The following is a 21,528-nucleotide window of genomic DNA, read 5'->3' as shown; positions in this document are numbered from 1 at the left end:
GACCGGCGCCCGGCCGCCCGGCGGCCACGCGCCGACGGCTGAGCGCCCGCCGCCGGCTGCGGCTGCGGCCACCGTTCCCCGCCTTCCCGGGGCCTCCCGCTGCGGCTGGGCAGCGGAGGCCGATTGCTGAGAGCAGAAAGCACGCTGTCCTTCTTGTCAGCGCGCGGCGACAGCAGGAGACTGTTCGACGGACACCGGGCCCGGACGAGCTCCTCCCGGCCCTCCCTGTCAGCCCCTGGCTGTCTCCCCACGAAAGGCACGGTCCATGACGCAGTCCACGACGCAGTCCCCGACCCTCACCCTGCACGACGGCAGGACCATCCCCCAGCTCGGCTACGGCGTGTGGCAGGTCGACGCCGACATCGCCGAGGACGTGGTGGGCCAGGCCCTCGAGGCCGGCTACCGCCACATCGACACCGCCATGATCTACGGCAACGAGGAGGGCGTCGGCCGGGCGATCGCGAACAGCGGCATCCCGCGCGACGAGATCTTCGTGACCACCAAGCTGTGGAACGACGACCACGGCCACGACTCCGCGCTGAAGGCCATCGACGCCTCCCTGGAGCGTCTCGGCCTGGAGTACGTCGACCTGTACCTCATCCACTGGCCCACCCCGAAGCGCGGGAAGTACCTGGAGACCTGGAAGGCGTTCCAGGAGATCCGGGAGAGCGGCAAGGCCCGGTCCATCGGCGTCTCGAACTTCCCGCAGGAGGAGCTCCAGGAGATCATCGACGCGACGGGCGTGGTCCCCGTGGTGAACCAGGTGGAGCTGCACCCCTACTTCAACCAGTCCGCACTGCGGGACTTCAACGCCTCGCACGGCATCCTGACCGAGGCCTGGTCCCCCCTGGGCCAGGGCGGCGACCTGCTGAAGGACCCGGTGATCGACTCGATCGCCCGCAAGCACGGCGCCACCCCGGGACAGGTCATCATCGCGTGGCACCTGGCGATCGGCAACGTGGTCTTCCCCAAGACCGTCACGCCGGAGCGGATCCGCGAGAACTACGCGGCCCTCGACGTCCGGCTCGACGACGAGGACGTCCGGGCGATCAGCGGCCTCGACAACGGCGGGCGGATCGGCTCCGACCCGAAGGACTTCAACTGAGTCCTGGCTCCTTCCCCGGCGACGCCCACCGGGGGTGAGCGCGACGGGGCCGCCGGCCGCGGGCGCGCACCGATTGGTGCTCGACCGCCCGGCAGGCCGATCATGGTGCGCATGACTTCCCACACCCCCCGCGCGGCGGACGGCGCCACCGGCGCCCCCGACCCGCGCGACCACCACGACAACCGCCCCGGCGCGGAGCTCCCCCGCCCCGGCGCCCGGTCCTTCTTCGGCCAGCCGCGCATGCTGGCGAACCTGTTCAGCGTCGAGCTGTGGGAGCGCTTCTCCTTCTACGGCATGCAGGGCATCGTCCTGCTGTACATGTACTTCGCCACCACCGAGGGCGGGCTCGGCATCGACCGCGCCACGGCCGCGGGCATCGTGGGCGCCTACGGCGGCGCCGTCTACCTGTTCGCCATCCTGGGCGGGTGGGTCGCCGACCGGCTCCTCGGCTCCGAGCGGACGATGTTCCTCAGCGGCGTCCTCATCATGGCCGGCCACGTCTCGCTGGCGCTGATCCCCGCCGTCGCGGGTCTCACGATCGGCCTCGTCCTCATCGCGATCGGGTCCGGGGGGCTCAAGGCCACGATCACCAATCTCGTGGGTGCCCTCTACGACCGCCAGGACCCGCGCCGCGACGCCGGCTTCTCGATCTTCTACATGGGCGTGAACATCGGCGGACTCCTCGGGCCGCTCCTGACCGGCTTCGCGCAGAAGACCTGGGGCTTCCACCTCGGCTTCGGCCTGGCCGCGGTGGGCATGGCCTTCGGCCTGGCCCAGTACGCCCTCGGGCGCAGGAGGCTTCCCGCAGAGGTCCACCACGTGCCCAACCCCCTGCCGCGCGAGCAGTACGGGAAGTGGGCGGGGATCGCCGCGGCGGCGATCGCCGTCGTCGTGGCCGCCGCCCTCACGGGGGTGCTCAACGCGGCCAACCTCGCCGACGTCGTGGTGGGGGTGATCGTGGTGGCGGCCGTGGCGCTGTTCGTCCTCCTGCTCACCAGCAAGAAGGTCGACGACGACGAGCGCTCCCGCGTGCGGGCGTTCATCCCGCTGTTCATCGGCTCGGCCGCGTTCTGGGCGCTGTTCCAGCAGCAGTTCACGGTCATCACGATCTACTCGGACACCCGGCTGGACCGCGCGCTCGGCGACTGGACCATGCCGATCTCCTGGGTCCAGTCCTTCAACCCCTTCTTCATCATCCTGCTCGCGCCGGTGTTCGCGGTGCTGTGGACGAAGCTGGGCGACCGCCAGCCCGGCACGCCCACCAAGTTCGGCCTCGGCATCGTGCTGATGGGATCGGCGTTCCTGATCTTCCTGCCCATGGTCGGGGTGTCCTCGGTGCCGGTCCTGTGGGCCGCGCTGATCCTGCTGGTCGCCACCCTGGGCGAGCTGATGGTCTCCCCGGTGGGCCTGTCCCTGTCCACCCGGCTGGCCCCGCGGGCCTATCCCGTGCTGATGGTCGCCCTCTTCTACCTGTCGGTGGCCCTGGGCACGGCCCTGTCCGGCGCGCTGGCCGGCTACTACAGCGAGCAGACCGAGGCCGCCTACTTCGGGATCCTGGGCGCCGTGACCATCGTCGTCGGCGCCGCCCTGCTCGTGCTGTCCCCCTGGATCCGGCGGATGATGCGCGGGGTGCGCTGACGGCCGTGCCGGGCACCCGCCGTCAGGGACCGGTCGGTGCGCGGAGGATGCCGCGCACCACCTCGGCGGCGGGGACCTCCTGTGCGGCCGCGAACTGCGGACCGGCCCACAGGGCGATGGCCTCGGGGTCCCCGGCCTGCGCCGCGGCCGCCCTGATGGGCTTGGTCATCTGATTGACCTGGGGATATGCCGCTGGGGCCATATTCGTGAAGCGGTCGAGGAAACCGTTGCGCACCCCGCGCGCCAGCCGTCCCGAGAACGCGCGGGTCACGGCGGTCTCCGTGTAGCGGCCCGAGCCGAGGGCCTCCCGGTACGCGGCGGACGTCCCCGCCTCGTGTGTGCGCAGCAGCAGCGTGCCGACCTGCACGGCGTCCGCCCCGGCGGTCAGGGCCGCGTCCGCGTCCGCCGCGGAGGCGATGCCGCCCGCGGCCACGAGCGGGACGTCCACGGCGGCGCGGACCGCGGCGACGAGCTCCACCAGGGGCTCCTCGCCCGGGACGTCCTCCGCGCGGTGGGTGCCCCGGTGCCCGCCGGCCGCCGGGCCCTGGACCGTCAGCAGGTGGGCACCGGCCCGCACGGCGGCCTGGGCCTCCGGGACCGAGGTCACCGTGACGGACGTCGTGGTGCCCACCGCCGCGAGCCGCGCCAGCACGGAGACCGCGGGGAGCCCGAAGGTGAACGAGACGACCGGGACCCGCAGCGCCTCGACGAGCTCGAGCTTGGCGGCCCACCCGTCGTCGTCGGCGGGGTCCGTGTCCGGCAGCTCCACCCCGTACCGGCGGGCCGTGTCTTCCAGCGCCTCCCGGTAGGCCGCGACCGACCGGTGCACGGCGGGGTCGACCGCCGTCCCGGGGGCCGCGGTGTTCGCCGCCTGCGGGACGAACAGGTTCACCCCGAACGGGCCGTCCGTGCGCGCCCGGACCTCCTCGACGTCCGCGCGGACGCCCGCCGCGGGACGGTTGCCGGCGGCCAGGAAGCCCAGGCCGCCGGCGGCCGTGACCGCCGCGGCCAGCGCCGGGGTCGAGGGCCCGCCGGCCATCGGGGCGCCCAGGAAGGGGAGGCGGAGTTCGGTCAGCCGGAAGCGGGGCGCTGTGCTCGTCATGGTCCCAGGCTAGGAACACGGCGGCTCGTCGTCACCACCTGGGCCGGGCGCGGGGCGTGGCATAGGCTGTGGCCACGGTCACCGCACGCCGGGGCCCGCCAGCCCGTCACCACCGATTCGAGGCATCCGATGGCCCAGTCAGCCGAATCCGGGACCCGGTCCCGCCCCCAGCCGGAGCTCAAGCGCGTCATGGGCCCCGGCCTGCTCCTGCTGTTCATCGTGGGCGACATCCTCGGCACCGGGGTGTACGCCCTCACCGGGAACATCGCCGGAGAGATCGGCGGCGCCGCGTGGGCCCCGATCCTCGTGGCGTTCCTCGTGGCGACCATCACGGCCTTCTCCTACCTCGAGCTCGTGACCAAGTACCCCGGCGCCTCGGGCGCAGCGCTGTACACGCACAAGGCCTTCGGCATCCACTTCATCACCTTCCTCGTGACGTTCGCGGTGCTCAGCTCGGGCCTGACCTCCGCCTCGACGGCGGCCTCGGCCGTGGCCTCGAACTTCGCCCGCGGCTTCGGGCTGGAGGTGGACACCACGACCATCACCGTGATCGCCGTGATCTTCATCGCGATCCTCGCCGCCATCAACATCCGCGGCGTCACCGAGGGCCTCGCGTTCAACGTGGTGCTGACGTCGATCGAGCTCACCGGCCTGCTCATCGTCATCCTCGTGGGGTTCTGGGCGGCGTTCCAGGGCCAGGCCGACTTCAGCCAGACGATGGTGTTCGAGACCTCGGAGGACAAGGGCATCTTCCTGGCCCTCACCGCGGTGACCTCGCTCGCGTTCTTCTCCTTCGTGGGCTTCGAGGACTCCGTCAACATGGTCGAGGAGACCAAGAACCCCAGCCGCGACTTCCCGCGCGTGATGCTCTTCGGCCTCGGCCTGACGGGCGTGGTCTACATCCTGGTCTCGATCTTCACCGTGGCGGTCGTCCCCATCGGCGTGCTCGGGGAGTCGACCACGCCGCTGCTGGACATGGTCCGGATCGGCGCCCCCAACATCCCCATCGACACGATCTACCCGTTCCTGACGATCTTCGCCGTGGCCAACACCGCCCTGATCAACATGCTCATGGCCTCCCGGCTGCTCTACGGCATGGCCCGCCAGGGCGTGCTGCCGGACTTCCTGGGCCACGTCCTGCAGGGCCGGCGCACCCCCTGGTCGGCCATCGTGTTCACGAGCCTTCTCGCCATGGCGCTGATCGTCGTCATCAACAACATCCTCGGCAGCGGCACGGCGAGCGCCCTCGGCGGCACCACGGCCCTTCTCCTCCTGGGCGTGTTCACCATCGTCAACGTCGCGGCGATCATCCTGCGCAAGGACCACAGCCCCACCCACGACTACTTCCACGCCCCCCGGGTCCTGCCCTACCTGGGCGCGATCACCTGCGCCTACCTCGTGGGGCCCTGGGCACAGGACCTCGTCGAGTACCAGATCGCCGTGGTCCTGCTGCTGATCGGGCTGGGCCTGTGGATCGTCAACTTCGTCTACGACCGCCTGTTCCTCGGCCGCAAGGTGCGGTTCGAGCACCCGGAGGCCCTCGCCCGCATGGAGGACGAGCCCGCGGACCAGGACCCCCACCGCGGTCCCTGACCCGTTCCGCCCCACCGTGCCGCTACCCCAGGAGAACCCGTGACCGTCGTCGTCGGATACATGCCCACCGCCCCCGGACACGCGGCGCTGGACGCCGCCATCCTCGAGGCAGAGCGCCGCGGCACCGACCTGGTGGTGGTGCAGCCGCGGCCGAGGCGCCACCAGCCGCCGGAGATCGAGGCAGACATCGACGTGGAGCGGGAGAAGCTCGCCCGTGCCGGAGTGCGCTACGAGCTGCGGGAGCCCGACCACGACAGCGACCCCGCCGACGTCATCCTCGACACCGCCCGCGAGCACGGGGCCGAGCTCATCGTGCTGGGCATCCGGCGCCGCTCCCCCGTGGGCAAGATCATCATGGCGAGCACCGCCCAGCGCGTCCTGCTCGAGAGCCCCTGCCCGGTGCTGTGCGTCAAGGCCGTCTACGACTGAGCCCGGGATTTTATTTCTGTTTTCGAAATATTAGTCTGGTCCCAGACCCCGGCGCCTCCGGTCCCGCGGTGGGGTCCGTCGGTCGCCGCGGCTCCGACCTGCTCCTGCCGCTCGTGAAAGGCACGCCATGACCACCCCGGCCCCCACCGCGTCCCGTCCTGCCCCGTGGGCCGAGGCCCCAGGGTCCCCCGCACCCCCGCGGCGCTCCCGCTGGACCACGCTGCTGCGGATCCTGCTGCCGGCGCTGCTGATCGTCGGGTGGCTCGCGGTGGCCGGCGTGGGCGGGCCGTACTTCGGGAAGATCTCCGAGGTCTCGACCAACGACCAGTCCAGCTTCCTGCCCGAGTCCACCGAGTCCACGCAGGTCACCCGGCTGCTGGGCGAGTTCCGGGACTCGGAGGCGATCCCCGCGATCGTCCTCCTCGCCCGGGAGGGCGGGCTGACCGCCGCCGACCGGGCGTGGGCGGAGGACGCCGCCGCGGCGGTGCAGGAGAGCGGCCTTGCCGAGGGGCAGACCTCGCCGCTGATCCCGTCCGAGGACGGAGAGGCCTTCCAGCTCGTCGTCCCCCTGTCCGACGGCGAGGTCGTCGACGACGTCGAGGCGCTCGCGGATCGGTTCGAGACGGACCGGCCGGAGGGCCTGCAGAGCTACGTGACGGGCCCCGCCGGGTTCACGGCCGATCTCGTGGCCGGTTTCGAGGGCATCGACGGGATCCTGCTGGGCGTGGCGCTGGCCGTGGTGTTCGTGATCCTCCTCGTGGTCTACCGCTCCCCCGTGCTGCCCGTCCTGGTGCTGCTGACCTCGGTCTTCGCCCTCAGCGCCGCCATCCTGGTCGTGTACTGGCTGGCGGCCAACGAGCTCGTGACCATCAGCGGCCAGGTGCAGGGCATCCTGTTCATCCTCGTGGTCGGCGCCGCCACCGACTACTCGCTGCTCTACACGGCCCGGTACCGGGACGCCCTCCTGCACCACCGGGGACGGGCGGACGCGACCCGGGCGGCCCTCAAGGGCTCGGTCGAGCCGATCGTCGCCTCCGGCGCCACCGTCATCGCGGGCCTGCTGTGCCTGTTGCTCTCGGACCTCGCCTCGAACAAGGCGCTGGGCCCGGTGGCCTCCGTCGGCATCGTGATGTCCGTCCTGGCGGCCCTGACCTTCCTGCCCGCGGTCCTCTACGCCACGGGACGGGGGGCCTTCTGGCCGTTCCGGCCCCGCTACGACGCCTCGGGCGCGGAGCGCGTGCGCGTGGTCGAGCACGGGGCCGGCACCCGCCCGACCGTCGAGGGGCGCGGCGTGTGGGCCTCGGTGGCCCGGTTCGTGGCCCGCGCCCCGCGGGCGATCTGGGTGGTGACCACTGTGGTGCTCCTCGCCCTCGCCGGGTTCAGCACCCAGTTCGAGGCCTCGGGCGTGGAGCAGAGCGAGCTCGTGCTCGGCGAGTCCCAGGCGCGGGACGGCCAGGAGACCCTGGCCCAGCACTTCCCCGGCGGCTCCGGCAGCCCCGCGGTCCTGCTGGTCCCGACCGGTTCCCTGGACGCCGCGGTCGAGGCGGTCGAGGGCACGGAGGGCGTGGCCGGCGTCGTCGCCGTCGCCAACGACTCCCCGTCCGGCACCCTGCCCCTCGGGGAGGACGCCCCGCCCCCGGCCGGGCCCTTCGCCGGGGCCGAGCCGACGGAGGCCGAGGGCCTCTATCAGCTCCAGGCCACGCTGTCCGACGCCGCCGACTCCCCCGAGGCGGAGCAGACCGTCCGGGAGCTGCGCGAGAACCTGCGCGCGGCGGACGCGGAGATCCTCGTGGGCGGCACCACGGCGACGAACATCGACACCAACGAGACCTCGATCGCCGACCGCACGCTGATCATCCCGGTGATCCTCGTGGTCATCACCCTGATCCTCATGCTGCTGCTGCGCTCCGTCCTGGCCCCGGTGCTGCTGATCCTCACCACCGTGGTCTCGTTCTTCACGGCCCTGGGCGTCTCCGCCCTCGTGTTCAACAACGTCCTGGACCTGCCCGGTGCGGACCCCTCGGTCCCGCTCTTCGGCTTCGTCTTCCTCGTGGCGCTGGGCATCGACTACAACATCTTCCTGATGTCCCGGGTGCGGGAGGAGTCGCTGGTGCACGGCACCCGGGCTGGCATCCTCCGGGGTCTCACCCTCACCGGCGGGGTGATCACCTCGGCCGGCATCGTGCTCGCGGCCACGTTCGCGGCACTGGCCGTCATCCCGATCATGTTCCTGGTGCAGCTGGCGTTCATCGTGGCGTTCGGCGTGCTCCTGGACGCGCTGATCGTCCGGTCGCTGCTGGTGCCGGCCCTGACCTACGACATCGGCCGGGCCATCTGGTGGCCCTTCCACCGGCGGATCGAGCCCTGAGACCCGGCGGGGCGCCCGGTGCCACGGCCGCGGGCGATCCGTGTCAGGCGGCGTGGTGGTCCGTCCGCCGGGCCACGACCGGCACCCGTGCCGTGTCCGGACGAGCGTCCTCGGCGGGGCTCTCCTCGGCGGCGGGCCCCGGCTCGACGTCGTGCCACGCCGCGTCCTCCTGCTGCCAGCCGAAGCCGTAGGCGAGCGCGGGCACCAGGTGGTTGGCGAGACCGCACCCCACGGCCAGGCCCGCCCAGGCGACGGGGAACGAGGCGAGGACGTCGAGGGGGTAGTGCACGCCCAGGTAGAGCCGGGACAGCCCGACGAGCACGGCCGTGCCCAGTCCCGCGACGAGGACGGCGGAGGCGGACCTCGACCGGCGCATCGCGAGGCAGAACGCCGCCGCGATGGCCAGCGCGGCACCCGCGTGCCCGGAGGGGAAGGACGTGAGGCCGTCCACGAGGACGAGGGGTTCCGGGAACGCCGTGCTGTCCGGCCGGGGGCGGCCGACGGCGACCTTCACCATCCCGACCGCGGCCCAGCCGGAGAGCGCCGTGACGGCGAAGCCGGCGGCGTCCCAGGGCCGCCGGCGCGCCAGGGCGAGCCAGGCGGTGAGGGCGGCGATGATCGCGAACGCCCCCGGGGTGGAGAACGCGTGGTGCAGGACGAGCGCCAGCGCGTCCAGGACGCCGAGGCGCGCCGCGTCGAGCCGGTGCAGGACCTCGATCTCCTGTGCCGCGACTCCCGGGGAGTACACCAGCAGCCGCCCCACGGTCGCCGTGACGAGCACGACGATGAAGGGGACGACCACCCACTGGTGCAGCTGGGGGAGGGACCAGGTGGAGCGGGCCGGCCGGGGGGAAGAGTGCTGCGCCGGAATTGCCATGCCCACCACCATGACACACGCCACGTTCCGGGAGTCCCCGAACGCCCAGCCCGCAAGAGAGTTCGGGAACAATTCCCCGAATCGGTACAGAGAATGACAAATCATGAAGCTTGACCGCAGGAACGGCGCCGGCGGGGCTGCTGTGTGACGCTCCGCGTCCCCCGCACGACGCCGGCAGCTCCATCAGCCGAAAAAGGCTGATGCTCGAGCGAATCTATGGAGTTTCACGTGGAACGCCGGGCATTTGCGGGAAGATCAATTCCTGTCGGGTGTTCTGGATGACGGACACCGCCACGACGGTCCTCCGCCACCCTCTCGACACGCTCTTGCCACTTTCAGCACCTGTCCCCTCATCGGGGGACAGCTCTTGACGTGGAACGGTCCGGCTAGACTGGGTCGCCACTCCCACCCCGCCGCCCGACCCGCGAGGAGCCCCCGTGTTCAAGAAGAACAAGTCCCGCAGCCGCCGCCCGGCCGCCTCCCACGCCGAGGCCGTCCAGCACGTGGCGGAGGGCGGGGTCGCCATCTACTGGCGGCCCGGGTGCCCGTTCTGCGGCATGCTCGAGCGCGGACTCGGACCGGACGCCGAGCGCGCCATGTGGACCAACATCTGGGAGGACCGGGACGCCCTGGCCTTCGTGGAGTCCCTCAACGACGGCAACGCCACGGTGCCCACGGTGGTGACCCGCGACGAGCACTTCGTCGCGGCCTCCCCCGCCCAGGTCGCCGCTGCCAGAGGGCTGATCGCCGAGGCCGGCAAGGTCCTCTGAGAACAGGCGGGCGGAGCCGCCGGCCCGCCCACCCCTGTCTTCGACCTGTGAACGCTGATTAGGATGACAGTCCTGTTCACGTTCACCGGTGAAAGAGGACGATGATGTCCGAGCCCGCGGGGTCCCCCGTTCCACCCGGTTCGCAGACGTCCCTGCGCAACGCCAACCAGCGCCGGGTGCTCGACGCGGTGCGCCGTGACGGGCACCTGACCCAGGCGCAGATCTCCCGTCGCACCGCACTGGCGCCCTCGACGGTGTCCAGCATTGTCCACCAGCTGATCGGCGCCGGCCTGCTCGTCATGGAGACGGACGGCGCCGGCCGCCGGGGTCAGCGCATCGGCTTCCGGGGCTCCGCCGGCCACGTGGTCGGCATCGACGTGGGACACCGCCACGTCACGGTGGCCGTCGCGGACCTGAACCAGAGGATCCTCGCCCAGCGGCGTCACGAGCTGCCCGCCGAGCACCGCTTCGCCGAGGACCTCGAGCTGGTCGGCCGGACCCTCGACGCCCTCCTCCGGGAGCACGGCACGGCACGGTCCGGGCTGCTCGCCGCGGGCCTCACCCTCCCGGCCCCTGTGGACCTCGAGGGCCGGCTGGTCAGTGCGAGCGCGATCCTCCCGGCGTGGAGCGGGATCGACGTGCGCGAGGAGGCCGGCCGCCGACTCGGACTGCCCGTCGTCGTCGAGAACGACGCCAACGCGGGCGCCCTGGGCGAGCACGCCTGGGGCGCCGGGCGCGGAGCGCAGCACATGGCCTACCTCAAGATCGGCCACGGCGTGGGCGCCGGTCTGATCCTCAACGGGTCCCTCTTCCGCGGCGCCACCGGGTCCGCCGGGGAGCTCGGCCACACGACCGTGGACGAGCACGGCCGGGTGTGCCGGTGCGGAAACCGCGGGTGCCTCGAGACCTACGTGTCCTCCGGGGACGTCACCGGCCTGCTGAGCGCCACGCACGGGACCGACTTGACCGTCCCCGAACTCGTGGCGGCGGCGCTCGCCGGCGACGTCGGCTGCGGGCGGGTCATCGGCGACACCGGCCGCCTGCTCGGCACGGCGGTGGCCAACCTGTGCAACACCATCAACCCGGAGCTCGTGGTCGTCGGCGGCGAGATCGCCCGGGCCGGCGAGCTGCTGCTCGGCCCGCTGCGCGAGGTCGTCTCCCGCCAGGGCGTCCGCGGCAGCGTCCGGGGCCTGCGGATCGAGACCGCCCTGCTGGGGATCGAGGCGCACGTGGCGGGCGCGGTGATCCTCGCCCTGCAGCACGCGGAGCTGCCCGTCGGGGCCCTTCCGGCAGGATGACGCGCCGGACGACACCTGTCTTCGACTAATGGACATTCAGCGCACTGAGTTTTAGTGTGGACCGCGTCACACGAACCCCACGGCGTCGGCGGGTGCGTCCGCCCCGGGGTGCGGCGGACGGCACGTCCCGGGCCCACGCCGCTTCCTCCACCAGCAGCCGATCTCCACCAGCAAGGGAGCTGTCCGATGAGCCAAGACGCCACGACCCCCAGGGTCGCGGAGCACCCGAACACCTCGGCGGTCCTCCGGATCACCATCGTCGCCGCCTTCGGCGGCTTCCTCTTCGGCTACGACTCCGCGGTCATCAACGGCGCGGTCTCGGCCATCCAGGAGGAGTTCGGGGTCGCTCCCGGACCGCTCGGCTTCGCCGTGGCCTCGGCCCTGCTCGGCGCCGCCGCAGGTGCGTTCTTCGGCGGCCGGGTCGCCGACGCCCTGGGCCGCGTCCCGGTGATGAAGATCGCCGCGGTCCTCTTCCTCGTCAGCGCGATCGGCTGCGGTGTGGTGGACAGCTTCGGCTGGCTGATCTTCTGGCGCGTCGTCGGAGGCATCGGCGTGGGTGTCGCCTCCGTCATCGCTCCCGCCTACATCGCCGAGGTCGCCCCGGCTTCCATCCGCGGCCGGCTCGGCTCGCTGCAGCAGATGGGCATCGTGCTCGGCATCTTCATCTCGCTGGCGGTGGACGCCTGGCTCGCCGCCATGGCCGGCGGCTCCACCCAGGAGCTGTGGCTCGGCCTGGAGGCCTGGCGGTGGATGTTCATGGCCGAGGCCATCCCGGCCATCGCCTATCTGATCGGCGCGTTCACGATCCCCGAGTCCCCCCGCTACCTGGTGGAGGACGGTCGCTCCGACGAGGCCGAGGCCGTGCTGGCCAATCTGCAGGGCTCCGCGTCGGCGGCCGAGCGGGTGCGCCTCATCAAGGAGACCCTCCGGATCGAGCACAAGCCCCGGCTGTCCGATCTGAAGGGACGGACGGCCGGTCTCAAGCCGATCGTGTGGGTGGGCATCGGCCTGGCCGCGCTGCAGCAGTTCGTGGGCATCAACGTGATCTTCTACTACTCGAACGTGCTCTGGCAGTCCGTGGGCTTCACCGAGGCCGACTCGTTCACCATCACGGTGATCACGTCCGTGGTCAACGTCGCCGTGACCATCGTGGCGATCGCGCTCGTCGAGAAGGTCGGCCGGCGCCGGCTCCTGCTCATCGGCTCGGCGGGCATGACCCTGTCCCTCGCCACCCTCGCCGTCCTGTTCGCCACGGCCGACGTGGTCGACGGCGCACCGGTGCTCGGCCCCACCGCCGGTCCCCTCGCCCTCGTGGCCGCCAACCTGTTCGTGGTCTTCTTCGGCGTCTCGTGGGGTCCCATGATGTGGGTCCTGCTGGGCGAGATGTTCCCGAACCGGATCCGCGGCGCCGCCCTGGCCGTGGCCGGATTCGTGCAGTGGATCGCCAACTGGCTGGTCACCGTGACCTTCCCGGCCCTGGCGGCCTTCTCCCTGGGCGTCGCGTACGGGCTCTACGCGTTCTTCGGGCTCGTCTCCCTGATCTTCACGATCAAGATGGTCCGCGAGACCACCGGCATCGAGCTCGAGGACATGCAGGACTGAGCACCGCGCAGGATCCACGACGGCGGCGGTGATCGTCCCCTCCGGGGGAGACCACCGCCGCCGTCGTCGTCGTGCCCGGGCCCGGGAGCGCACAGGGCACCGCGGGCGCTGTGCGTCCTTCTTTACTCCTCCGTGACCGCCAGGACACGGATCGCCGCCCGTATCGGGTATTTTCGGATGAACTGCGCCAGGCCCGGACCCCCGAGCCGGTTCCGGCCTGCCCAGCCCCACCGCTCCATTTTCAACGGCGAAAAGGACCCACGTTGACCCAGACCACTGCGGACCCCGCATCCCCCGCACAGACCGCTGCCCGCAAGTCGGCGGGCCACGTCATCGTGGACACGCTCGTGGCGCACGGCGTGCAGCGCACCTACGTGGTGCCCGGCGAGTCCTACCTGGACGTGCTCGACGGTCTGCACCACTCGTCGATCGAGACGGTCGTCTGCCGCCACGAGGGCGGTGCGGCCTACATGGCCGAGGCCGACGGCAAGATGGGCCCCGTCCCGGGCGTGGCCATGGTGACCCGCGGCCCCGGCGCGGCCAACGCCCACGTGGGCCTGCACACCTCGTGGCAGGACTCCACCCCGATGGTGCTGTTCGTGGGCCTGATCCCGTTCGAGCACCGCGACAAGGAGGCGTTCCAGGAGTTCGACCCGCACGCGTGGTTCGACTCCGGGGCCAAGCGCGTGATGGTCCTCGACCACGCCGAGCGGGCCTCCGAGATCGTGGCCGAGGCGATGTTCGCCGCCAACTCCGGCCGCCCCGGCCCCGTGGTCGTGGGTCTGCCCGAGGACATCATCCGGGCCGAGATCGACGCGACCCTGCACCCGCCGATCCCCGTGGCCCACGGCGGGATGACGGTCAACGACTGGAAGGCGCTGCGCGACGCGCTCTCGACCGCGGAGAAGCCCCTGTTCGTGACCGGCGGCAACGACTGGACCGTCGAGGGTGCGGCCGGCCTCACGGACTGGCTCGAGGAGCACCACCTCCCGGCCGCGGCCGAGTGGCGCACCGAGGGCACCGTCCCGTTCGACTCGGACTCCTACGTGGGCCCGATCGGCTACGGCCGCCCGAAGGCGACCTTCGAGATGCTCGAGGAGACCGACCTGCTGGTCTTCGTGGGCACCGTCCCCGGCGACGTCATCACCAACGGGTTCCTGGTCCGCCAGGACTGGGAGAAGAAGAACTTCCTGGTCACCATCGACCCGTCCCTGCGCGGGCGCTCCGGGCCGGTGTCCTACCAGATCGTGGCCAAGCCCGACGTGTTCGTGCGCGACCTCGTGCGCATCGACCTGCCGGCCAAGCCGGCGTGGAAGGAGTGGACCGCCCGGCTGCGGGCGCAGCAGGTCGAGTTCTCCACCCCCGTGTCCACGGAGCCGGCCACGGAGCCGTCCGGAGGCCGGGCCCGGATGGACACCATGATGGCCCACCTCGTGGCGGGTCTGCCCGACGACGCCATGTGCACCTTCGGCGCCGGGGAGCACACCAACTGGGCGCACCGCTACTTCCCCGCCAAGGGGTACGCGGCGATGATCTCCGCCCGCAACGGCTCCATGGGCTACTCGGTGCCCTCCGCCGTCGCGGCCTCTTTGCGCTACCCCGGCCGGCGGGTGGTGACCATCGCCGGTGACGGCGAGTTCCTGATGAACGGCCAGGAGCTGGCCACCGCCGCCCAGTACGGGGCCACGCCGCTGGTCATCGTGATGGACAACCAGGAGTACGGCACGATCCGCACCCACCAGGAGCGGGACTACCCGGACCGCGTCTCGGGCACCCAGCTCAAGAACCCCGACTTCGCCCTCATGGCCCAGGCCTTCGGCGGGTTCGGGGTGCGCGTGGAGACCGACGCCGAGATCCCCGGCGCGCTCGAGGCCGCCCTGAGGGCGATCGACGAGGAAGGGCAGTTCGCCCTGATCCACCTGATCGTGGAGCAGCGCGTCAAGGCCTACTGACCCGCGGGCCGTCCACCGCTCGTGCGGTGAGCGGGGCGGTGCCGCGTCCGGTCGGGACGCGGCACCGCCCCCGGTCCGCACGTCCCCGTCCCTGCGCCCTGTGGGGTGCAACGGCGGCGCTCAGCCGGCCAGCGGGTGCGCCAGCTCGTCCTCGCGCATCCGCCCGGCCCACAGGGCCACCAGCCCCAGCGCCGGGGTCAGCAGGGCCACGATCCAGAAGATCACCGGCAGGGGCACCACCTGGGCCACGGGTCCCGCGACCGCCATCGACACCGGCATGAGGGCGATCGAGACGAAGAAGTCGAGGCTCGAGACCCGCCCCAGCATGTGGCGCGGGACCCGGCGCTGCAGGAGAGTGCCCCACAGCACCATGCCCGCGCCGTCCCCGGCGCCCACGAAGGCCAGGCACAGCGCCATGACCCAGAACGAGTCGGTGGTCGCGACGAGACCGAAGGGCAGCGTCCCGAACCCCCACAGCACGATCATCCAGCTGAGGTAGCGCCGCGGCAGGGGCAGCGACGCGACCACCAGGGAGGCCACCGCGCTGGCCCCGCCGTAGCACGCCAGCAGGTAGCCGAACGTGGAGGCGTCCCCGCCCAGCCGGTCCCGGACCAGGAACGGGACGAGGACCTCCAGGGGACCCAGCAGCAGGAAGACCGCGAGCACCGCCCACAGCAGGGTCCACAGCAGCCACGGGGTCCGCACCGTGTAGCTCACGCCCTCCATGAGGTCCTGCCGCACGGACCGGAGGGCGCCCACCGCCTCCCGCGGCGGGGACGGCTCCCCCGCGCCTGGATCCGTGTCCGCGCCGGCGTCCGCGCCGGCGTCCGAATCGGCGTCGTGGCCGGGCACGTGCAGGCGCAGCAGCAGCACGAGCGCGGCGGCGTGGCAGAGCGCGATCAGGGTAAGCGCGCCGCCCGGGGCGACCAGCCCGATGAGCAGACCCGCCACGGCCGGTCCCGCCGCCTGCTGCAGCAGCGGGCGCGCCGTGCCCTCCACCCCGTTGGCCGCGAGCAGCTGCCGGGCGGGCAGGATCCGGGGCAGCGAGGCCGAGTAGGCCGGATAGAAGAAGCCGAGACCCGCGCCGAACACGAACGCCGCCGCGGCGAGGTGCCCCATGCGCAGCCCGTCCGCCAGGGCCAGGACGGCGAGCGTCCCCGCCGTCAGGAGGTTGGCGGTCTCGACGAGGCGCAGCACCCGGGCCAGGAGGAAGCGGTCGGCCGCGATCCCGCCCACGAGCACGAAGACGAGCATGCCGAGCGCGCCCACCGCAGTCACGGCCGAGAGGTCCACGGCCGTGCCGTCCAGCTGCAGGACCTGGTGCACGAGGGCCACCGCCCACATCCCGGCGCCGAAGACGCTGCTGAACATCGCGAAGGCGAGCACACGGTACCGGCCGAGCCGGAACGGCTCCAGCGCGCGGGGCAGGGGCATGCCCCCAGTGTCCCCCCGCGCGGGCCCCGGCGCACGGGCCGGTGCGGTGGTGGAGGCCGCGGATCCGTAGGACACTGGGGCGGTGCAGACCTTCCTCCCGTACCCGGACTTCGCCCGCTCGGCCCGCGTCCTCGACCGCAAGCGGCTCGGCAAGCAGCGGGTGGAGACCCTGCAGGTGCTGCGCGCGGCCACCGTGCCGGGCTACGGGTGGTACCGCCACCCGGCCACGGCGATGTGGGCCGGGCACGTGCCCGCCCTGGTCGCCTACGGCCGCGCGATGGTCGACGAGTGGACGGCCCGCGGCGGGGCCGACAGCACGGGGTGGCAGATCCGCGAGTTCGCCCCCGAGGCCTGGGACCGCGCCCCCGACGACGACGTGGCGCCGCCGCCGCCCTGGCTGGGCGACGAGGCGTTCCACCGCTCGCACCGGTCGAACCTGCTGCGCAAGGACGAGGAGCTCTACCGCGCGGTCTTCCCCGGCGACCCCGCCGGCCTGGACTACGTGTGGCCCGTGCCCGCGGAGGGCCGCACGCCACCCGCCGAGCCGCCGCACGGCCGGCGGGCGTGGGTCCTGGCGCCGGGCGCGCACGAGGCGGCGGGCGGCGCCGTCGTCGTGCCCTTCCGCGTCCCGGACGGCGTGCGGGAGAGCCACTGGGTGCAGGCGGTGGCCCGCGTCGAGGAGGAGCTGCGGGAGGGTGAGCCGGTGCTGCTGCTGCACGGGCCGCCCGGCCCGGAGCAGGTCGTGGAGCGGACGGTGCTGGGCGAGAACGTGCACCACGCCGTCGGCGGGTTCTCCCTCGAGCTCGAGCGCGGGGACCGGGTGCTGCGCCGCGACCTGCCCGCACCCGCCCGGCTGCAGTCCCCCCGCCCCGTCTTCGCGGTCCCCGCCGAGGCCGTCGGCGCCGATCCGGGCGCGCCGCGGGTTTAATCCGGCGTCACGCCCGTCCGCGGCACCAAACCGTGGGTAGCATGTCACCCACCGGCGCCCGGCGCGCCCGACCCCAGGAGGCGCGCATGCGAGCATCCCACGTCCCCACCACGGGCACCGTCACGGTCACCGACTGGCCCGATCCGCACGCCCGGGAACCCGGTCAGCTGGTGGTGCGCATGCTGCACGCCTCGATCTGCGGATCCGACCTGCACGCGGCCTTCCACGGGCTGCTCCACGCGGAGGGCCCGCGCCGCCCCGGCTACCCCGGCCACGAAGGGGTCGGCGTGGTGGTCGAGTCCCGCTCGGAGCGCGTCCCGGAGGGCACCCTGGTGCTGACGGTCCCCCAGGGCGAGATGGGCGGGTGCTTCGCGGAGCTCCAGCTGCTGGACGACCTGCACGTCGTGGAGCTGCCCGCCGGCACGGACCCGGGCGACTCCCTGCAGCTGCGGCGGCTCATGATGGCCCAGCAGTACGGCACGTGCCTCTACGCCATGCGCCAGTTCTGGCCCGTGGAGACGCCTGCCCGCCGGGCGCACACGTGCGTGGTGATGGGCGCGGGCTCCGCCGGGCTGTTCTTCGTGGAGGAGGCCCGCCGACTGGGCTTCGCGCACGTCGTCGCCTCCGACCTGGACACGGGCAGGCTCGAGGTCGCCCGCCGGCTGGGCGCCGTCCCCGTGCGGGTGCCGGAGGAGGACCTCGCCGCGGTCGTGGCCGAGGTCACCGGGGGCCGCGGCGCCGACCTCGTCATCGAGGCCGTGGGGCACGACGTGCTGCGCGACCAGGCCGTCGAGCTCGCGGCCGACCGGGGCATCGTCGGCTTCTTCGGCCTGCCGGAGCGGCACGGGCACACCGAGGTCCCGCTGTGGACGGCGTTCCGCAAGAACCTGCGGCTGCAGTGCTCCGTGGCGGCGCAGGCCGAGCCGGGGCTGACGTCCTTCCGCGAGGCCCTGCGGCGGATCTCCGAGGGCGAGATCGACGTGGAGCACTGTCTCGGGCCCGAGTTCCCCCTCGAGCGGATCGCGGAGGCCATGCAGCGGGCCGAGGAGCACCGGCCCGGGGACATCAAGCTGACGATCACCCCGTGACCACCCCACCCCGCTCCGTCACCGGGTCCCCGGCCGGCGACCGTCCCGGGCCGGCGGCCCCCGCGCTGCCGTCCGTCACCGCCACGACCGGGAGCTCGCTCGCCGTGCAGGTGATGGCCGCGGTGCGCCGGGCGATCACGGCGGGCGAGATGGAGCCCGGGCGCCTCTACTCGGTGCAGCAGCTGGCCTCCGCCATGGACGTCTCCCGCAGCCCGGTGCGGGAGGGCCTGCTGCGGCTGGGCGAGGCCGGGCTGATCCGGTTCCACCGCAACCGCGGCTTCGAGATCGTCGAGGTCAGTCCCGACGACGTCGCCGAGATCTTCGCGGTGCGCACCGCCCTGGAGGTCCCGGCCGCCCGCCGGGCCGCACGTCTCGCGGCGCCCGAGGAGCTGGACCGGATCCGGGCCCGGTGGGAGGCGCTGCACGAGGCGGCCGGGACCGGGGACCTCGAGGCCACCGCCGAGGCGGACGAGGGACTGCACCGTGCGCTGCTGCTCGTCGCCGGCAACGCCCAGGCCGTCCAGCTCGTGGAGCGGCTGCGCACCACCACGTCCTTCCTGGGCGTCGTCGCCGCCACGTCGCGGCGGCCCGTCGGGGAGCTCGCGCGCGAGCACGACGCGCTGGTCCGGGCCGTGCTCGCCCGGGACGAGGCGGAGGCGGCACGCGCCATGCGCGAGCACCTCGCCTCCACCGCGCAGCGGCTCGTCGCCCAGGCCCTGCGCGCCCAGCGCACGCCCGAGGAGCGCCTCGAGGAACTCACCGCGCAGGTCTGGGGCGCCGCCGCCGCCGGGTACTGAGAGCCCGGCGGGTGAGCCGCCGGAGGCCGGGGATCCCGGCCGGCGGCCCGGGGCCCCCGGTCGCGGAGCAGTCGAATGCCCCGGTCCGCCGACGGACCGGGGCATTCCGCACGGCTGCCCGGGGGTGCATCCGTGCTCGTCGGAGCGGGGTCGGGGGGCTCCCGCCGACCAGGGAGACGCTAGGCGGCCCGCGTGACGGTGCCGCCAACGGGAGGTGAACGCGAGGTGCTCAGCCCTCGCCGTCCCCGCCCTCCCGCGGGAGACGCACCTGGAAGCGGCACCGGCCCTCCGGGTCCTCGCCCGCGCCGATCGTCCCCCCGTGGGCCGCGACGATCTCCCGACTGATGGCCAGGCCCAGCCCGGATCCGCCCGTGTCCCGGGTCCGGGAGTCGTCGAGCCGCACGAACCGCTCGAAGACCCGTTCCCGGTCCTCCGGCGCGATGCGGTCGCCGTCGTTGACCACGGTCACGACCGCCTCGTCCCCCTCGGCCACCAGGGAGACGGCGATCCAGGTGTCCGCGTGCCGCTCCGCGTTGGAGAGCAGGTTGCGGACCACCTGCTGGAGCCGGCTGGCGTCCCCGCGGACCCGCACGGGGTCCACGTGCACGCGCACCTCGTGCCGCGAGGCCGGCCGCATCCGGGCGATCTCCTCCCGGACCACCTCGTCCAGGTCGGTGTCCGCGGTGCGCAGCCGCAGCCCGGCGTCGTCGACCTTGGCGAGGGTCAGGAGGTCCTCCACGAGCTGGCCCATGCGGCGGGACTGGGACCTCAGGACGGGGGCGACCTCGGGCCACGTCGCCCCGGACGGGTCGGAGGCGGCCACCTCGATCGTGGTGGTGAGGGTGGCGAGCGGGCTGCGGAGCTCGTGGGAGGCGTCCGCCACGAACCGCCGCTGTGCCCGGTCGGAGGTCTGCAGCCGGTCCAGCATCCCGTTCATGGTCTCGGCGAGCGCCGCGATCTCGTCCCGGGTGGGGGGCACGTCGACCCGTTCCCCCAGGCGGGCCGTGCCGATGCGCCGGACCTGTCCGGTGATGCGGCGCACCGGGGCCAGGGAGCGGCCGACCAGGAACCACATGAGCGCGGCGCCGAGCAGCGCCAGCACCGGCCCGCCGACCAGCAGGAACAGGGACACGGTCTGGAGGGTGCCCTGCTGCAGCGCCATGGGCACGGCCACGGTGAGGGTCAGGGGCACCCCGTTGATGTACATGCCGTGAGCGACATACACGTGGTCGTCGGTCCTGAGCGCGAGCCCGTCCCCGGTCGCCGCGGAGTCGAAGGACCGCCCCGGCTCCAGGACCGGCACGGACAGGTCCGTGCCCAGCGCGCTGGCGGGGGACGCGGCCACCACCTGTCCGTCGGCGTCCTGGAGCTGCACGATGACCCCCGGGCGGCCGAGCCGCAGCATCAGCTCGCCGAGCCCGGCCTGCGTGAACACGGCCGTCTCCCCCGCCGCGCCCCCGGCGCTGCGCGGGCCCCACGGGAGCCCCAGGTCCTGGAGGATCTCCGTCTGCCGGGCCACGGCCTGGTCGTGGGCGGCCCCCACGGCCGCGCGGCTGAGGACCTCGAGCAGCACGGCTCCGGCCACGGCCATCACCAGGAGGATGAGCAGCGCCGCGGCGGCGGTGCTGCGCTCCCGCACCCCCCACCGGTCGAGGAGCCCCCTCCTGGCGGAGGTCACGACGCCGGCGCCCCGGGCTCGTCCGGGACCAGCCGGTAGCCCATGCCGCGGACCGTCTGCAGGGTGGAGAGGCCGAAGGGCGCGTCGATCTTCTTCCGGAGATAGCCCACGTAGACCTCGACGATGTTCTCGGAGCCCTCGAAGCCGGCGTCCCACGCGTTGTCCATGATCTCCAGCTTCGAGACGACCTTCTCCGCGTTCTGCATCAGGTACTGGAGGATGACGTACTCCTTCGCGGTGAGCTCGAGCGCCGTCCCCCGGCGGGTCACGGTCCGGCGGACGGGGTCGAGCTGCAGGGACCCGACCGTGAGCACCACGGGCCGCTCGGGCGCCCCCCGGCGGATGAGGGCGCGCAGCCGCGCCACGAGCACGAGGAAGCTGAAGGGCTTGGTGAGGTAGTCGTCGGCGCCGAGGTCGAAGGCGTCGGTCTGGTCGTACTCGCCGTCCTTGGCGGTGAGCATCAGGACGGGGACCCAGTTCTCGGCGGCGCGCAGCCCCTCGAGCACCGCGTAGCCGTTCCTGCCGGGCAGCATCAGGTCCAGGACCACGACGTCGTAGGGGTTCTCGCCGGCCAGCCACCCCCCGGTGATGCCGTCGTGGGCGACGTCGACGACGAAGCCCTCGTTCGTGAGCCCGCGGCGCAGCGACTCCGCGAGGTCCACCTCGTCCTCCACCAGCAGCACGCGCACGTGTCCTCCCGTTCTCCTCCGTGGGCGCGGCGGGATCCGCACCCCTCCAGTCTTCCGCACGCCGCCTGAGGATCCGATGAGGACGGCGTCCCGGCCGGCACGGTCGTGCCCCTTCTCCCCAACCGGTGCACAACGTTGTCCACAGGTGTGGAGAACTGTGTGCACAGCTCGCTCTCCACA

17 protein-coding genes are annotated in these 21,528 nt (G+C 72.9%); 12 read left to right on the top strand and 5 right to left on the bottom strand.

All coding sequences use genetic code 11. From position 1 onward, the window contains the following. The first annotated feature begins 265 nt into the window (after positions 1–265). Positions 266–1,105: an aldo/keto reductase gene (locus tag CRM73_RS01275; protein ID WP_017835099.1), complete on the top strand. Its 840-nt coding sequence runs from the start codon at positions 266–268 to the stop codon at positions 1,103–1,105. A 111-nt stretch (positions 1,106–1,216) separates the two neighbouring features. Then, on the top strand, positions 1,217–2,743 hold the full coding sequence (locus CRM73_RS01270; protein ID WP_229586511.1) for an oligopeptide:H+ symporter: 1,527 nt from the start codon (positions 1,217–1,219) through the stop codon (positions 2,741–2,743). 22 nt (positions 2,744–2,765) lie between these two features. On the opposite strand, the gene CRM73_RS01265 is transcribed toward CRM73_RS01270, so the two are convergent. Then, positions 2,766–3,845 carry a nitronate monooxygenase gene (locus tag CRM73_RS01265; RefSeq protein ID WP_017835097.1) on the bottom strand — a complete coding sequence of 360 codons (1,080 nt, stop codon included), beginning with the start codon at positions 3,843–3,845 and terminating at the stop codon, positions 2,766–2,768. 129 nt (positions 3,846–3,974) lie between these two features. Here CRM73_RS01265 and CRM73_RS01260 point away from each other — a divergent pair, with 129 nt between their 5' ends. From CRM73_RS01260 to CRM73_RS01250, 3 genes are all read left to right on the top strand, one after another. After that, positions 3,975–5,438 (top strand): APC family permease, encoded by a 1,464-nt coding sequence (locus CRM73_RS01260; RefSeq protein ID WP_051063846.1) that lies wholly within the window; start codon positions 3,975–3,977, stop codon positions 5,436–5,438. Positions 5,439–5,477: 39 nt separating this feature from the next. After that, positions 5,478–5,867: a universal stress protein gene (locus CRM73_RS01255; protein WP_035924332.1), complete on the top strand. Its 390-nt coding sequence runs from the start codon at positions 5,478–5,480 to the stop codon at positions 5,865–5,867. A gap of 127 nt (positions 5,868–5,994) precedes the next feature. Continuing rightward, positions 5,995–8,235, top strand: coding sequence for an efflux RND transporter permease subunit (locus CRM73_RS01250; RefSeq protein WP_229586509.1), 2,241 nt, complete (start codon positions 5,995–5,997; stop codon positions 8,233–8,235). 43 nt (positions 8,236–8,278) lie between these two features. On the opposite strand, the gene CRM73_RS01245 is transcribed toward CRM73_RS01250, so the two are convergent. Beyond that, positions 8,279–9,112 carry a phosphatase PAP2 family protein gene (locus tag CRM73_RS01245; RefSeq protein ID WP_229586507.1) on the bottom strand — a complete coding sequence of 278 codons (834 nt, stop codon included), beginning with the start codon at positions 9,110–9,112 and terminating at the stop codon, positions 8,279–8,281. A 437-nt stretch (positions 9,113–9,549) separates the two neighbouring features. Here CRM73_RS01245 and CRM73_RS01240 point away from each other — a divergent pair, with 437 nt between their 5' ends. The 4 genes from CRM73_RS01240 (at position 9,550) to CRM73_RS01225 (ending at position 14,734) form a co-directional block, all read left to right on the top strand. Further along, a complete protein-coding gene (locus CRM73_RS01240) occupies positions 9,550–9,882 on the top strand; it encodes a glutaredoxin domain-containing protein (protein WP_229586505.1) in 333 nt (110 codons plus the stop codon). A 101-nt stretch (positions 9,883–9,983) separates the two neighbouring features. Beyond that, a complete protein-coding gene (locus CRM73_RS01235) occupies positions 9,984–11,180 on the top strand; it encodes an ROK family transcriptional regulator (protein WP_229586503.1) in 1,197 nt (398 codons plus the stop codon). A gap of 186 nt (positions 11,181–11,366) precedes the next feature. Next, positions 11,367–12,782 (top strand): sugar porter family MFS transporter, encoded by a 1,416-nt coding sequence (locus CRM73_RS01230; RefSeq protein ID WP_017835090.1) that lies wholly within the window; start codon positions 11,367–11,369, stop codon positions 12,780–12,782. 263 nt (positions 12,783–13,045) lie between these two features. Further along, entirely contained in the window at positions 13,046–14,734 is a 1,689-nt protein-coding gene (locus CRM73_RS01225; RefSeq protein ID WP_229586501.1) for a thiamine pyrophosphate-dependent enzyme, read from the top strand. A 120-nt stretch (positions 14,735–14,854) separates the two neighbouring features. Here the strand turns inward: CRM73_RS01225 and CRM73_RS01220 are convergent, their stop codons facing one another. Beyond that, entirely contained in the window at positions 14,855–16,168 is a 1,314-nt protein-coding gene (locus CRM73_RS01220) for an MFS transporter (RefSeq protein ID WP_095650035.1), read from the bottom strand. A gap of 82 nt (positions 16,169–16,250) precedes the next feature. Between CRM73_RS01220 and CRM73_RS01215 the strand changes: the two genes are divergently transcribed. The 3 genes from CRM73_RS01215 to CRM73_RS01205 all read left to right on the top strand — a co-directional run bounded on the left by CRM73_RS01215 (position 16,251) and on the right by CRM73_RS01205 (position 18,981). After that, positions 16,251–17,096 carry an MSMEG_6728 family protein gene (locus CRM73_RS01215; RefSeq protein ID WP_017835087.1) on the top strand — a complete coding sequence of 282 codons (846 nt, stop codon included), beginning with the start codon at positions 16,251–16,253 and terminating at the stop codon, positions 17,094–17,096. 86 nt (positions 17,097–17,182) lie between these two features. Next, positions 17,183–18,184, top strand: coding sequence for a zinc-binding dehydrogenase (locus CRM73_RS01210; protein ID WP_017835086.1), 1,002 nt, complete (start codon positions 17,183–17,185; stop codon positions 18,182–18,184). Further along, a complete protein-coding gene (locus CRM73_RS01205; protein WP_017835085.1) occupies positions 18,181–18,981 on the top strand; it encodes a GntR family transcriptional regulator in 801 nt (266 codons plus the stop codon). Before CRM73_RS01210 ends, CRM73_RS01205 begins: the two co-directional genes overlap by 4 nt. 229 nt (positions 18,982–19,210) lie before the next feature. Here CRM73_RS01205 and CRM73_RS19835 read toward each other — a convergent pair whose 3' ends face one another. Further along, on the bottom strand, positions 19,211–20,659 hold the full coding sequence (locus CRM73_RS19835; protein ID WP_126349595.1) for an ATP-binding protein: 1,449 nt from the start codon (positions 20,657–20,659) through the stop codon (positions 19,211–19,213). Then, entirely contained in the window at positions 20,656–21,348 is a 693-nt protein-coding gene (locus CRM73_RS01195) for a response regulator transcription factor (RefSeq protein WP_017835083.1), read from the bottom strand. The genes CRM73_RS19835 and CRM73_RS01195 overlap by 4 nt, the downstream gene beginning before the upstream one ends. Between the last annotated feature and the right edge of the window lie 180 nt (positions 21,349–21,528).

Source organism: Kocuria sp. CCUG 69068 (genome assembly GCF_020833785.1).
Classification (GTDB): domain Bacteria; phylum Actinomycetota; class Actinomycetes; order Actinomycetales; family Micrococcaceae; genus Kocuria; species Kocuria rosea.
This window is presented reverse-complemented; position numbering and strand designations above follow the sequence as displayed.

Bases quoted from the DNA above. Each gene is read 5' to 3' on its own strand.
- CRM73_RS01275 (WP_017835099.1), top strand. From the start codon at position 266: ATGACGCAGTCCACGACGCAGTCCCCGACCCTCACCCTGCACGACGGC.
- CRM73_RS01250 (WP_229586509.1), top strand. From the start codon at position 5,995: ATGACCACCCCGGCCCCCACCGCGTCCCGTCCTGCCCCGTGGGCCGAG.
- CRM73_RS01245 (WP_229586507.1), bottom strand. From the start codon at position 9,112: ATGGCAATTCCGGCGCAGCACTCTTCCCCCCGGCCGGCCCGCTCCACC.
- CRM73_RS01265 (WP_017835097.1), bottom strand. From the start codon at position 3,845: ATGACGAGCACAGCGCCCCGCTTCCGGCTGACCGAACTCCGCCTCCCC.
- CRM73_RS01260 (WP_051063846.1), top strand. From the start codon at position 3,975: ATGGCCCAGTCAGCCGAATCCGGGACCCGGTCCCGCCCCCAGCCGGAG.
- CRM73_RS01235 (WP_229586503.1), top strand. From the start codon at position 9,984: ATGATGTCCGAGCCCGCGGGGTCCCCCGTTCCACCCGGTTCGCAGACG.
- CRM73_RS01220 (WP_095650035.1), bottom strand. From the start codon at position 16,168: ATGCCCCTGCCCCGCGCGCTGGAGCCGTTCCGGCTCGGCCGGTACCGT.
- CRM73_RS01210 (WP_017835086.1), top strand. From the start codon at position 17,183: ATGCGAGCATCCCACGTCCCCACCACGGGCACCGTCACGGTCACCGAC.
- CRM73_RS01230 (WP_017835090.1), top strand. From the start codon at position 11,367: ATGAGCCAAGACGCCACGACCCCCAGGGTCGCGGAGCACCCGAACACC.
- CRM73_RS01270 (WP_229586511.1), top strand. From the start codon at position 1,217: ATGACTTCCCACACCCCCCGCGCGGCGGACGGCGCCACCGGCGCCCCC.